Genomic DNA, 14440 nt, shown 5'->3' with positions numbered 1-14440 from the left:
GACACAAGCCGCGACGACAGCGACTTTCCGCCATGACACGCAAGGATCACCCAATGCCCGTTCCTCACCCCACCCGCCTGCGTCAGGCCATCCGCCTGTGCGCCTTGAGCCTGTCGCTCGTCACCGTGCCGGGCGCGCTGCTCGCGCCGGCCCACGCCATGGCCAGCAGCCAGGTTACCTACCACATCGCCGCCGGCCCCCTGGGTAACGCCATCACCCAGTTCGGCGTACAGGCAGGTGTGACCATCTCGTTCGACACCGAGCAGACCCGCCACCTCAGCACTGCCGGGCTCGACGGCAGCTACAGCGTCGAGGAAGGCTTGCTGCGCCTGCTCGGCAGCAGCGGGCTGCAAGCCCAGCGCCAGGGCAACGGCGGTTACGTGCTGGTCCCGGCCGACCACGGTGCGGCAATGGAGCTGGGGCCGTTGACGATCGACGCCAACCGCCTCGATGCCACCAGCGAAGGCACCCAGTCCTACGCGGCGCGCGCCGTGACCATCGGCAAAGGCGTGCACACGCTCAAGCAGACCCCGCAATCGGTCACCGTCATGACCCGCAAGATGCTAGACGACCAGAACCTCAACACCCTTGAGCAGGTGCTGGACAAGACGCCTGGCATCACCGTCTACGACTCGCCCATGGGCGGCAAGTACTTCTACTCCCGCGGCTTCAACCTCGACGGCCAGTACCAGTACGACGGCGTGCCGCTGGATGTGGGTGGCAACTACGTGCAGGCCAACAGTTTCTCCAGCGACATGGCCTTCTATGACCGCGTCGAGATCCTCAAGGGCGCGGCGGGCATGATGAAGGGCTCCGGCTCCTCCGCAGGCGGCGTCAACTTCGTGCGCAAGCGCGGCCAGGACAAGGCCCATACCACCGTGACCCTGTCCGCCGGCACCTGGGACAACTACCGCGGCCAGGTGGACGTGGGCGGCCCGCTCAACGAGTCCGGCAGCGTGCGCGGCCGCGCCGTGGCGACCCTGCAGGACCGCCAGTATTTCTACGACGACGCCAAGCGCCAGGACCAGGTGCTGTACGGCGCCCTGGACTGGGACATCACCCCCGACACCACCCTGGGCGTCGGCCTGGCCTACGAGGACGTCGATGCCTCGCCTTGCTACCACGGCCTGCCGCGCTATGCCGATGGCAGCGACCTCAAGCTGTCCCGTTCGACCTGCCTGGGTGCCAGCTGGAATGACCTGCAAAGCGAGCGCATCACCGGCTTCGCCGACCTCAAGCATCGCTTCAACGATGACTGGTCGCTGAACGTCGCCTCGGTCTACACCCACAACAACCAGAACATCGAGTACGGCTACGCCGAAGGCTCGGTACCGGTTGGCGCCACCAGCGGGGCGATGGGGCGCTATTCGGGCCGCTTCGACTACGACCAGACCGACTACGGCTTCGATAGCTACATCGATGGCAAATTCGAGGCCTTCGGTCTTGAGCACGAACTGATCATCGGTGCCAACGCCAGCCGGCAGAAGAACCACGACTACTTCGCACTGCTGGCGTTGAGCGGCAAGCAAAACCCGTTCGCCCCGTCGGATGACTTCCCACGCCCAACCAAGGCCGACTACGCCACGGGCACCCTGCGCGGCGGCCCGTTCCCGACCGACTCCACCACCAGCCAGTGGGGCACCTATGCCAACCTGCGGCTGAAGCTGGCCGAGCCCCTCACCCTGGTGCTGGGCAGCCGGGTCAGCTGGTACCGCAATGATCGCGATTCCTACACCCAGCGCTGGGATACCTGGGAACACATCCGCAGCAAGGAAAACGGCGAAGTCACGCCGTTCGGTGCCTTGCTCTACGACCTGAACGACCAGTGGACTGCCTACGCCAGCTATGCGCAGATCTTCCAGCCGCAAGGCAACCTGACCACCGCCGATGGGCAATCGCTGCAGCCCAAGACCGGCGGCAGCTATGAGCTGGGCATCAAGGGCGAGCTGTTCGACGGCAACCTGAACACGGCATTCAACCTGTTCCGCACCATCGAAGATCACCGCGCCGAAACCGACTACGAGAATGTCTGCGGCGGTTCGAGCGACGGTTACTGCTACACCGACAGCGGCAAGGTCCGCGCCCAGGGCTTCGAGGCCGAGATCAGCGGCGCGCCGATCGAACGCCTGCAAGTGCTGGCGGGCTATACCTACACCCAGACCAAGTACCTGGAGACCATCAACGCTACCGATCCGACCGAGCTGACGTTCACCTCCAGCTTCATTCCGCGGCACATGCTCAAGGTCTGGGGCGACTACCAGCTGGCAGGCGCGCTCGAGCGCTGGACCGTGGGCGCCGGGGTGTCCAGCCAGAGCGACAACTTCCGCCGCCAGGGCAACCTGAAGATCGAGCAGGCGGGCTACACCCTGTGGAGTGGCCGCGTGCAGTACCGCATCGATGAGCACTGGAGCCTGGCGCTGAACGGCAACAACCTGCTGGACAAGCGCTATTACTCGACCGTGGGGGCCACGGGCTGGGGCAACTACTACGGTGAGCCGCGCAACTTCATGCTGACGCTCAAGGGCAGTTTCTGAGGTAGGGGAGGCGCGGGCCTGCTGAGGGCCGCGCCTGTTACCCAAATCCAGCGGTATAGCGCACAGGCGCCTGTCTTGGGATCGCATGACGGCCACCAGGTGCATGCCGACAGATTCTCATCGCCAATGAAATCGAGCGCCGCCCGCGCGGCGCATCGCCGGCAAGCCGGCTCCCACATCTGTTTCGGGCCAATGATGCCTGTGAGGTCCCCACTGTCCGCCCTGGTGCATGCCTTGAGTCATGTGGCGCGGCGGCAGCGCCCACGCAGAAACCGCGTCGTACAAACTAGGCGTACAGCCGCGGCGGCGCAGACATAACTGGCCCGAAACAAACGGTGGGAGCTGGCTTGCCAGCGATGCGCCGCGCGGGCGGCGCTCGATCTCAAGAGCGCTGCAAAAACACCGGCAGGCACCTAGCGGCCTTCACCCAAGATTCAGGCATGCACCTCCAGGCCACCGCGCAATTCTGCTTGTCCAAGTCCAGCGGTGTGACGCCCAGGCGCCTGCCTTGGTCGCCCTCATGCGCTAGCCGTCAGGACCTTGAAAGGGCCGATTTATAATCCATGCGAATGAGTAATCCCTTTAACCTCTTTGAACCCCCTTACAGTTAATCACGCGAGGAATCGAATAGTCAGATGCCAAGCGTTGTAAAAGATCTGCTTCTTTCATGGGCTTATCAAAGAGGAAACCTTGAGCTGAACGTATACCGAGCCGATGCAAATGCGCCCGTTGTTGCTCTGTCTCGACACCTTCGGCCACGAGTTCCAAATTAAGCGATTTGGCCAGTCCAACCAAGGCTTCAATAATACGGGTCTCTTTAATTCTCATGGCGTTGCCGATCAGGCCAACGTCCAGCTTGATTTGACTAAATGGAATATCGGCAAGGCGCATGATTGACGAGTGCCCAGTGCCGAAATCATCTAGGGATAACCTGACTCCATGCTTCATCAATAGACAGATGTTCTCGATGCTCTGCATGTCTAAATCAAGGGCTTCACGCTCCGTAATCTCCAAGATTACCCATTGCTTCAAGACCTTCGCGTCGTCGATTCGACGCAGAACCAATGCAGCAAACTCAGGAGCGTTTAATAGACTGGCCTCGATATTGTAGGAGAACGCCAAGGTATCGCCAAGGGCGTGTGTACGCAAATGTCGCTGTAAGCGTAGCCCTTGTTGGAATAGACAATCAAACAACTGGATCTGGCGCTCCATGCTGTCGAGTAGGTGTAAAAAAGAATACGGTCCTAGTAAGCCCTTGAGTGGGTGCCGCCAACGGGCCAACACTTCCACGCCATTGATCTTTCGGCTCTTCAGGCAAACTTGGGGTTGAAAATAAGGTGCTATCTGTTGGTTGTTGATTGCATGGGATAGGTCTGAGTCAAATGTCCAATTGTCGGTGGTGCTGCGCGATGAGACGTTTTTAACCGTACGTTTAACAAGCATGGCTTTGCCAAGCAATTCATTTATATGTACTGCGTCCAGGTCGTTGTAGCTGCCGAGTGCGTACTTTCCCGAGCACTCTCGAAATTTAGCCAGGCTCCAGCGAATGGATGCCTCCAGGGCCTCGCACTCGATAACTGAGAAAAAGCTGTGGTGCTGGTAAAGCCTGCGTAGGTAATAAATGGAATCATTGGTGTGCAGCGAATCACAAATTACCAAGTCAAGATTGTTCGGTTCTGGTGGGGCTTGGTTCCAGTCACTGTCTCGGTCGAGTACGCTTAAGCTCACAGATTTGGAGGCTGTCAAGATCTTTGAAAGTTGTTTGGCTCGGAAGGGGTTTGAGCACAATAACAGTACGTTCAACGAAGGCATGAGTCAGGTTCTCGATAAAGGTGTGTTCTAGTCTGGCCTGCTCGTAAAGTGCCTTGAGTGACACGCTGGCAGTCTGTGTGGTCGGAATTTGCTAAGCTGCTTACTTGTAGGTAAGTGTAAATTTCGCTCGGGCATTGGCAATTCCGGGTTCTGGGCCAATTTTCGAGTCTGAGGTTTGGATGTAGCGTGCTTTCAATTCGATGTTCATGCTGTCATCTTTTAGTTGAGCGATTGAAACATCCTCACCCAACATTAGCGGCGTGACGCCATCTTTGCGTAGTACTTGAACAGCCAAGCCCTTTGCCGTGGAGTCTTGCGATAGGCCAAGAATTCCTCTTCCTGCATCAAGGACAGAAGAACCCTGAACACCCTCCATGCGCAGATACGCATTGGCGTTCTGGTAGTAGTTCCAACCCTGATCCGTCGGGTAAGCCCCGGCCGTGCAGTTGATCAAGGGGATCACTATGTCCTTGCTCTCCAAATGGCTATTCTTTCCTTTGAAGTCTCTTCGCATGACATCGCCCATTGGTACTTCAATATTGGCATTGGCGCCGCCAGCCAGCGAGCACTCAGAACGAACCACCGTGCCCGTTAGAAAGACACTATGAAAACGTCGATTGCCCGACCAGAACCCCACGGCAGATGTGCTGTTGCTGATCGATGAGCTCCCCATTGGGATATCATCACTGATCTTGATCAAGGTGAAGCTGGTCGATACCGAGTAGATATTTTGGAGTGACTTGTTTGTAAGCGCGTAAGGGACGTTTGGGTATACCCCAGCAGTGACACTCCAGTTATTGATAGTGCGACCAGATGCCGTAACTATGAGGCCGACACCGGGTACATTAGTCTTGGAGACAGTGAGGTCGCCCGCTCCAAGCCCAGGGATTGACGGAAGGTTAATCCCTGTCACTTTCGGCCAGGAATTGAGTCTAGCTTCCCACGAATCTGGATTAGGCTTGAGCCACGTTCCAGGCCTGCAGGTGATTGTTGGGGCTTTATGAGTATATGTCTGGTTAGCCACCCCAATCACAGAACCAATAGGCGCATCTCTTGGGATATACTGAACGCCCAAGTCAAATTCCGGATAAACATCAGTTTCTCCGCCCTCGCAATCTGCCCATGCATTAGCAGACGCACAACAAAGCAGCATAAGAAATCGACTGTACATCAAGCGCCTCTGAGTTTTTAACCTGTACCTGAAGGGCGCCAAACTAGCAAAACCGCACCCGAAAAAAACCAAGATGCGTCTTGCAGAATGGCAAGAACAGTCTTGAATTCGTCTTGGTGCAAGCGCAGCATCAGGGTGGTTGTCTCAAAAAAGATCGTTTCAAGCTATAATGGCAGACGCCTTAATAACCAAAGTGTCGATACCATGAGTAAAACTCTGCTAATCGTTGATGACCACCCCATCATCTGTGGTGCGATAACAGCCGCCTTGGAGCGGAACGGTTATACCGTCGTTGCAACCTCGACCGACGGGGTTGATGCGTTATTGAAAATCCGCACTCTGTCGCCGGAATATTTGCTGCTGGACATAGGGCTTGATGGTTTGGATGGGCTGTCAGTGCTGCAACGACTCAACTCGGAAAATATCAAGATCAAGACCTTGGTCTTCACCTCGCAGGCGGCGGGTATCTATGCCGCTCGCTGCATGCAGGCTGGCGCCTCGGGGTTTATAAATAAAAGCGCTACAATGGATGAACTTATCAAGGGCTTTGATGCAATAAATGATGGGTATCTTTACTTTCCAAGGGAAGCGCTGGATCAGTATGTAGAGCATGGCTTTGGCAGTGAGCTCGACGCCAAGAAGCTTACCAATAAGGAAATAATTATATTGCAACTGCTGGTGCAAGGCTTGAGTAACGTGGCAATTGGTGAGCAACTGTTTTTGAGTCATAAAACTGTTAGTGGGCACAAAATCAATATCCTTCGCAAGTTGGGGGTGCGTACGACGATAGAGTTGGCAAGTGTTGCAAAAGAAATGAATCTTATTTGATTGGCCTGGCTATGAAAGTCGTTCAACTGTTGATGCTTGCTGCGTTGTACTTGGTGTTGCCACCTGGCGTAGCAGTGGGCGCCGAAAGCTATCAGCTTACCTCTCGTGGGCAGGGCCTGAGTTTTTCTGCTCCGGTAGGATCAGACGATCAGGCGTGGCTTGCCAAGCACAAGGCCGTGAGGGTTGGCGTCAGTTTCCCTGACTACCCACCCCTGACCATATTTACGCAAAAAAAAGAGTTAAAAGGCATTCTCGCGGAAAATTTGCTGGCCCTGCAGGATGCGCTGGGCATTCGTTTTGAAGTCGTTGCCTACGCGAATCGAGATAGCGCATTCAACGCGTTGAAAAGGGGCGATATAGACCTGGTTGACGCGGCCACTCGACCAGAAGCAGAACGGTATGGGGTACAGATATCCGCACCCTACGCATATACTCAAATTGCATTGTACTCTACGACCGGCAGCCTATTGGATATCGATCTGCGTGACGCGTCTTCGGAGATATCAACGACTCAAGATGGGTTTATCGATGATAAAACGCTTGGAATATTTCGTAGTGCGACCATCAAAAGCTATGCCTCTCCCTACGATGCGATAGCGGCGGTCCTGAATGGCCGGGCGCAGGCTTATTTGGGAGATACCGTCAGTACTAATTATCTGTTGAGTCAAAGTTTTAATAACCAGTTGGTGACCAATATAAGTGTGAACGGCCTGGAAGAGTTTATAGGCTTTGCTCACACTGATAATAGTAGTCGCCTTGTTTCAATTCTAGATCGGCAGCTGCAATCTCATAGTCGCTGCCAGATCATCAGCATGATCAACTGGTGGGTGACGACGCTAAAGTGCAGTGATGATGAGCTCGTTAGTGCGCTTGATCATGATGAAAAACAACTGCTTAGCCGCAAAGAGCCGTTTAGGGTCGCCGTCAGCGAGGACCTGGCACCCTATGCGCTGTTCGATAATCGTGGCCAGTTCGGCGGTACCATGTCCGATATTCTGGAACTGATTCGCCTGTATTCGGGCCTGCATTTTAAAATTGTGCGCACCCGTTCGGTGCATGAAGCGATGCAATTGCTGGACTCCGGCAGTGTTGATCTGACTATCATGTCGGAAACAGACTCCCGAGATCAAAAATATTTATTCACTCGGCCAATAATTACTGCGCCATACATGTTCATCACCAAGCAAGATGTGGAAGGTGAGTTCGCGTTGCATGAGGGTGCGGGCCAAAGCATTGCGCTGCCCAAGTCCGATGCTTTGTTGGAGCATCTGCGCAAATACTATCCGCGCTTGAGGGTTGATATCACCGACAATATTGCTGATGCGCTGAGTAATGTTCGGGATGGGAAGAGCGATGTCACGCTGACCTCCACCAATCAAGCCAGGTACTACCTTTCGTATAAGTATGAAAGCGCACTAAAAGCTTCCGGCTTGTATAAAGGTTTTAACGCGCGGGTAGGCCTCGCCAGTCAACCGCAGAACCGAGTGTTGGTGTCCATCATCGAAAAGGCGTTGCTACGCATATCCCCAAGCGATACAGCGGCCATCTCTGGGCGCTGGCGGGCCAATGCGGCTACCGATAACTTGTATTGGGAAAATGCTACCTTAAGAATCTATCAGGTTCTCAGTGTCTCATTTATATTGCTTCTGGCCACCTGTATATGGATTCTTTACTTAAGAAAAATAATTTTCAAGAAAAGCATCGTACGTGAACAGTTGCAAAAACGCTTGAGTTTGATCCAGAATATTGTCGACAGCATTCCGCACCCCATTTATGTGCGCGATACTGATGAAACGCTGCTCCTTTTCAACACCCCCTACGCTCAAACATTTATTCCAAATGCCACTTCCAGCACCCGTAGTGAGCTGCTGGAATCGATGTTGGATCGCACCGTTTTTGCTCAATGGCAACACGAGTATAGGCACGTCGCGAAAAGCGGTGTCGCTATTTCGCGTGATCAGACTTTGTCGCTCGGGGGGTATACCCTGGAGATCTACCACTGGATACAGCCATTACGCGATGACAATCAGCAGGTTTTTGGTGTGGTCTGTGGGTGGCTGGACATCGGTGATCGTTTACGAATTCTTGAAGAGCTTCGCGAGGCTAAAGAGTCCGCAGACCGTGCAAACAGTAGCAAGTCGATCTTTTTGGCTACGATGAGCCACGAAATCAGGACGCCAATGAATGCCATTATCGGCATGCTTGAACTGGTACTGACCCGGCCCGAAACCCAGGGCAAGAACCTTCAATCATTGCAGGTCGCCCATGAAGCTGCAGTAAGCCTGTTGGAGTTGCTTGGCGGTATTCTAGATTTTTCCAGTATCGAGTCCGGGCAGACTCGCTTAAATTATCAAATATGCAATCTGAGGCAGATCATCACCTCCATTCATTCGATTTTCGATAGCCTTGCGGCCCGTAAAGGACTGTGGATCAAGGTCGAATGCGATGCCTATGGCGACCTGCCAGCGCGTCTGGACGCTTTGAAAATCAAGCAGATTCTGTCAAATCTGATGAGCAATGCCATTAAGTTCACCGACCGCGGTGGCATCACGCTGCGCGTTCATGGTTTTCGCATGGAGGCGCGGCGCTTTGGCTTCGAAATCAGTGTGCAAGACACCGGCCCAGGCATTCATCCAGCCGATATGTCTACGCTATTCACACCTTTTTCCCAAGGCTCATTCAATCGGAACAGGGGTGCCGGGATTGGCCTTTGTATTTCTCAATCCTTGAGTCGAATAATTGGCGGTGACCTGCTGGTAGATAGTATCCCAGGAACCGGTACTACCCTGACGCTGACAGGCTCTGCTGAAGAAGTCGCACCTGGTGACATCCCGCAGATAGTGCCGTCAAGCAAACCTTTAATTCCCATCGATCAGCGACTTAAAATTCTGATTGCCGAGGATCACCTGCCCAGCCTGATCTTGCTTAAAGAGCAGATTGAGTTGTTCGGCCATGTACCAATTTTGGCCAATAATGGCCTGGAGGCACTGTTTATTTGGGAAGAGGGCGATATTGATATTGTGATTACTGATTGCAATATGCCGGAGTTGGATGGTGTCGCCCTGGCCGAAGAGATACGTAGTCTGGAGCAGCGGTTGCAGAAACGACCGTGTACTATCATTGGTACTACGGCGAGTGCCCGTAGCGAAGACATTCAAGCGGGTCTCAGCGCTGGCATGGATATCTGCCTGCTCAAGCCGCTGAACGTGTCAATGCTGGCGCTCCACGTTCCCGCATACACGGGTAATACAACGCTGGAAACCGTGATGGCCGCGCCCTCAGCCGTAGTACTGTTCAATCTGCCACAGGAAAAACAGCGCGATTTGCTGCGTCATCTGGTTGTCTGCAATCAGCAGGATCTACAGATATTGGAGGATGCCCTCGCGCAACGCGACCTCAAGTTAGTAGCCAGCCAAGCACATAAATTGAAAAGCTCTGCTCAAATGGTGCAGTCCGAGCCGTTGTTGCGGTTATGCGAAGCTGTGGAGGAAGCCGTAGAACAAAATGCCACGATGGAGAGCTTGCTCCTGCTCTGCAAAGAGCTGCAGTTGCTCATGGGTAAGCTCAACGACAGCTTAGCGGCAACTGCTGATCAAAAAAAATGAAAAACTAAACGGGAAAGTCCTCAAGCCTCGCTTTGAGGACCTTACCAATACCTGTGTGACTACAGAAACGCACAGCGTGCATTCGCCATCTTGAACCCTTCCTCTTCATGAGTCTGGTTAAGGTCCAAGGTAATGGCGCATTGCTGATCTTCTGCTGGCCCCCAAACCACACGGAAATCACGACTCTCACCGACGGCTAGCAATACCTGCCCCATTGGCCCTACGGCGTTGATTTTCTGGCCGGCGGTGTCCAGTACGGCAGCCCCGAAGGGCACCACTGGGCCACGCGTCGTGGCGATAGTGACCAACACTTTTTCAGTGCGTTTCACATTAAAGCGAGCTGCCACTACTGCTCCTCGTCGGGGCGTCACCATCGTCACTCCGCTATCGATGTCGGTGTTGCTATCTAATCTTTTGGTGTCTAGGCTGATGCGGTTGCGCCTATAGGGCTGAACATAGGGCACCAAACTGTAACCCTGTGCGTTGGTATAGGTGCCAGGGGCATTGGTGACGCCAACGTTGGGCGTGTCTTTAATCTCTACAAGCGCCATTGTTTCACCCAAACTCTGGCCCACCAATACCCCTCCAGCATGGGCCAGCACGGAGCCGGAGATGCCGATATTCGCGGTCTTGTAATCACTGCTGCTACTCAAGCCGGCATTCACGTTGGCCCACGGAGCGCGATAACCAATAGAGGCTGACCCCGTATTGGGCGAGCCCTCACTGCGCTGCATATCCAGGTTGTAATTGAGGTTGTTATAGTCCCCGGCCAAGCCGCTCAAACCCAGGCGCTGAGCGTTGGACCCGTCGGCGTTTCGTTCCAGGCTGACGCTGCTGTTTTGTCGGCCCAGCGGAAAGCTCAAGGTTAAACCAAGTTGCAAACCCTCATTGTCGTCAGCGCTTAAGCTTTTACTGGCATACAGGGCAAGGTTGACGCGCTGAACCTGACCACTAATGCCGAACTGCAACTGGCGCTGTTGCCGGGAAGAATTCCAGTAATCCTGCTGTGACAGATTCAGATACAGTGAGGTGCTGCTAGCGAACGATTGAGAAATGTTGGCTTCCAGTCGGCTTCGACGACTGACGCGCGAATAGTCTACTGACTCATCGAAATCGCTGCCCCATGTACGTAGGCCAACCACCTCGCTGAAGTCCCGGTAACCCGGTGTCGAGTAACGGTAACCGGCAAAACGCAGGTTGGTGCCGGTAGCGAACGCCTTACCGTAACGCAAGCCATAGCTCTGGCCGCTCACAGACAGTTCGCGCGTATCGGTTACGGCTTGGGTTACGTCCAACGACAATGCACCCAACACCCCAAGCCCTTTACCCACACCCACTTGATAAGCGCGATAGCTATCTGAGATGAGTGTGCCCAATGACAACGTATAATCATTGGGCATGCCGTAAGCCATGGACACTTGGGTGAAAATTGGCTGTTCAACTCGCGCGGCAGGTTCATGATACTGGCCGACGGTGGCGCTGTAGCTCCACGTGCCGTCGCGCAACAAATTGCCGAGGGTTGCATAGGGTTGGATAAACCGCCGTTCAGTGCCATCCGCCTCAGTAATAATTACCTCAAGGTCCCCGCTACCCGAGGCTGCGTTGAGGTCACGAATCTCGAACGGGCCCGGGGAGACGAAGGTGCTGTATAAGGAATACCCGTGCTGTCGCACCTCGACACGTGCCTGAGTCTGGGCCACGCCGTGAATTACAGGCGCATAGCCTTGAAGCGAGTCAGGAAGCATTTGCGTGTCTGAAGCCAGTTGCAGTCCACGAAAAGGTACGCTCTGGAAAGTACCACCTGGCGTCACACTTTCCCCTAAAGTCAGATTGCCCATGGTCCCAGGCAGGTCCCTCTGCACATAAGTGGCAGCACTCTCCCACGTACCGTCCTTGCGATAAGACGAACTGGAGCGAAACTGCCAGTCACCCAGGTTTAGTCCGCCATTAAGGTACACATTGTAGTTTTGTGCATTTTGCTTCTGGTTCTTGCTCTGCGAGCCCGAGAATTGGTAGTTTATGAAGCCTGCATTGATGCCACGGTCCCATTCTTCGGGTGACACATAACCCCGGGCATCTCGCCCCATGTAAATCTGGGGGACAGTGATGTCCAGTTCGAGTTTTCGACTGTCGAAGTGCACCGTTGAACCTTCAATCAGCGCCTTTAGGTCCAGGCATTGTTCATCAACTTCAGAGTCTTGAGCGGGTAGCCTGATCCCCATTTCTGAAACCAATGCGGTCGACAGGCAAGCACTCAGATGCTGACCCCGACGAACAAAGTTGATTTCACGCTGGCCAAAGAAGTCGCGGTTAATATTGACTCCCACCAAGTAATGACCCGGCCCGACGTCTTGCTCATGAAGCATGGATTCAAGATCGCTTTTCAATGCGTCAGCGCCACCAAAATCTGCGACGAAGCCTGTATCGAATTGAGCGGCAACAACAGGGGTGCTTTTTACGCTAACCAGTACAAACGATCCTGCAAAACAGCCCACCAAGACTCTTTGGAAGACACACATCCCAACCTCAAAAAAACCTTAGTTTTGATAAGCCGACCTAGAACGAGACGCTGGATTTTAACGGGGCACTGTAGCCACCAAAATCGTTGATGGTCGAGTACTCGACGCTTGCCGTCGTGGACTTCACCTTACGTTTGAGCGTGTAGTCCACGCTCGACTTGGGAGGGACCATGTCAACATCCTGCAGTTCGATTGGTGGGCCACCATCCATCAACTGGATACCGATAAAGGTAATAAAATAATCACTGGAATTGGTTACCCGCAGAACACTGCCTGCCGGCTGCTCGAGTAGTTTCCATGAGAGTTTTTTTGGGGCATCCTCAGCGCTGCCCTGCAAATTTGCTGGCCGATAAAAAAGCTTTACACGTGTGCGTACAGACACCTTCAGCGAGTTGCTTGTTTTTTCATCCAGCGCAGGAATTTCCTGAGCGTTGAAGTAAAACACCGACTCCCGATCTTCTGGCAGTTTCCCCGGCGTCTTGATGATCCGCACGACTTGCTCTTCGCCCGCGCGAACCTTGAATAGTGCTGGCATCGCTATGAATGGGCTGAGTTGGTCTTTGTCGTCTTTTGCATCATTGACCCATGCCTGCACCGCGAAATCACTTTTACTCGGATTTGACACAATTGCCGATGTGCTGCGGTCATTAGCGCCAAGGATAATTCGCGTGCCGTTGAGCATGATCCCGGCAGACGCTTCTTGCGTCTGCCAGAAGACCATGAGTGCCGCATAAACAAGCCGGCGCTTAAAGGAAAGCGCCTGGCGCTTTCGAAGAAAAATGCTCATATACATTAACCTGGAACAAGTTGGGGCGACCGTGATTACTACCATCGCCCCTCTGGGTTCGCTTACTTGTAGTCGACGCTGAAGGAGGCCTTGGCGTTGGCGCTACCTGGGGTGGCTTCGCCGGTGGCGATATAGTTCGCGGTGAAGCGCATAGGTTGAGTCAAGTCTGCGTATTCGCTAGACGCGCGACCCAGTTGTACATCCATGCCCTTGGCGTCCCGAATCTGGACGGCTACGTTCTTTGCCACACCTGCGCCACCTGCACCCTCAAGCGCCAACCATTCACCGTTGGGGCCTGCCGCTCCGTTCATGCTGAGGAAGCGTACCGTCGCGGTCTTGCCGGTCAGTACGCAGTTGTCTTCGCCCTCTGTCACTGTCGGCGCGGTGAGAGTCAAGGCAAAGGAGGCTGCGCCTGCGATATCACCCACTTTCTTCAGCGACTGAGCAGGCACATTGCCCAGCGATACGTTAGGGCCAGCGCCCCCATTGAGATCACCCACATTCACTGAACAGGTGTTAGCCGTCACAGAGCCTGTGAAGTTAATTTCACCATCTGCTGCCATGGCCTGAGCAGCAATAGAACATGTTGCGATAACCATTGCTGACCTGATGTGTCTCATAAGTTTTATTCCTGTTTCGTGTTGGACGATTGCCAAAAAGGCGCCGCAAAGACTACAGGTGCAAGAAATTGGAAACGATAAGAGGGGTCTTGGTTTTTGCTGAGATAGCTCTTGAATCCAGCCAAGATTTATGAGGCTGCTCGTTTAAGAGCGAGAGGGTGCATGATCAAGAAATTAAAATTTGATCAGGCTTTGCAGCTTATAAGTAAGTTTGGTGGCACTGTTGGTGCGTGAAGTGACGGCTTTAATCTTGCGGTTCATTAGTTTGTATGGGCGGTATATCGACTGTGTGAGCAAAACCCGGGTGAATGCTTTAGCGGCCCTCACCCAATATTCAGGCAGACAGCCACAGGGCACAGCGCCATTCTGATTCCCAAAGCCAACGGTATGGCGCCCAGGCGCCTGTCTTGGGATCGCATGAGGGCCACCAAGTGCATGCCGACAGATATGCAGCGCTCTCAAGATCGAGCGCCGCCCGCGCGGCGCTTCGCCGGCAAGCCGGCTCCCACATCTGTTTCGGGCCAGTTATGCCAGCGCCGCCGCGGCCGTACGCCTTGTTTGTAC

At 54.2% G+C, this 14440-nt stretch carries 8 protein-coding genes; 3 read left to right on the top strand and 5 right to left on the bottom strand.

Annotation, left to right across the window (positions count from 1 at the left end; translation table 11 throughout):
• Nucleotides 1-53: 53 nt before the first annotated feature.
• Nucleotides 54-2534 carry a TonB-dependent siderophore receptor gene (locus IX761_RS14980; protein WP_194790349.1) on the top strand — a complete coding sequence of 827 codons (2481 nt, stop codon included), beginning with the start codon at nucleotides 54-56 and terminating at the stop codon, nucleotides 2532-2534.
• Nucleotides 2535-3116: 582 nt separating this feature from the next.
• Here the strand turns inward: IX761_RS14980 and IX761_RS14975 are convergent.
• Together IX761_RS14975 and IX761_RS14970 are read right to left on the bottom strand one after the other, a co-directional pair.
• Nucleotides 3117-4346, bottom strand: coding sequence for an EAL domain-containing protein (locus IX761_RS14975; RefSeq protein ID WP_194790348.1), 1230 nt, complete (start codon nucleotides 4344-4346; stop codon nucleotides 3117-3119).
• A gap of 100 nt (nucleotides 4347-4446) precedes the next feature.
• On the bottom strand, nucleotides 4447-5046 hold the full coding sequence (locus IX761_RS14970) for a fimbrial protein (protein WP_194790347.1): 600 nt from the start codon (nucleotides 5044-5046) through the stop codon (nucleotides 4447-4449).
• Nucleotides 5047-5721: 675 nt separating this feature from the next.
• Between IX761_RS14970 and IX761_RS14965 the strand changes: the two genes are divergently transcribed.
• Together IX761_RS14965 and IX761_RS14960 are read left to right on the top strand one after the other, a co-directional pair.
• The gene (locus tag IX761_RS14965) at nucleotides 5722-6345 is read left to right on the top strand and encodes a response regulator transcription factor (RefSeq protein WP_194790346.1); all 624 of its coding nucleotides are present in this window, start codon (nucleotides 5722-5724) and stop codon (nucleotides 6343-6345) included.
• Nucleotides 6346-6356: 11 nt separating this feature from the next.
• The gene (locus IX761_RS14960; RefSeq protein ID WP_194790345.1) at nucleotides 6357-9950 is read left to right on the top strand and encodes a transporter substrate-binding domain-containing protein; all 3594 of its coding nucleotides are present in this window, start codon (nucleotides 6357-6359) and stop codon (nucleotides 9948-9950) included.
• 59 nt (nucleotides 9951-10009) lie between these two features.
• Here IX761_RS14960 and IX761_RS14955 read toward each other — a convergent pair whose 3' ends face one another.
• The 3 genes from IX761_RS14955 to IX761_RS14945 all read right to left on the bottom strand — a co-directional run bounded on the left by IX761_RS14955 (nucleotide 10010) and on the right by IX761_RS14945 (nucleotide 13876).
• The gene (locus IX761_RS14955) at nucleotides 10010-12469 is read right to left on the bottom strand and encodes a fimbria/pilus outer membrane usher protein (protein WP_194790344.1); all 2460 of its coding nucleotides are present in this window, start codon (nucleotides 12467-12469) and stop codon (nucleotides 10010-10012) included.
• A 37-nt stretch (nucleotides 12470-12506) separates the two neighbouring features.
• Complete coding sequence (locus IX761_RS14950; protein WP_228533574.1) at nucleotides 12507-13256, bottom strand: molecular chaperone; 750 nt, start codon at nucleotides 13254-13256, stop codon at nucleotides 12507-12509.
• A 62-nt stretch (nucleotides 13257-13318) separates the two neighbouring features.
• Nucleotides 13319-13876 (bottom strand): fimbrial protein, encoded by a 558-nt coding sequence (locus IX761_RS14945; protein ID WP_194790343.1) that lies wholly within the window; start codon nucleotides 13874-13876, stop codon nucleotides 13319-13321.
• Nucleotides 13877-14440: the final 564 nt, after the last annotated feature.

The organism is Pseudomonas sp. UFMG81, from assembly GCF_015354575.1.
Taxonomy (GTDB): domain Bacteria; phylum Pseudomonadota; class Gammaproteobacteria; order Pseudomonadales; family Pseudomonadaceae; genus Aquipseudomonas.
Note: the sequence above shows the minus strand (reverse complement) of the source record. Positions and strands in the feature narration are given on the sequence as shown.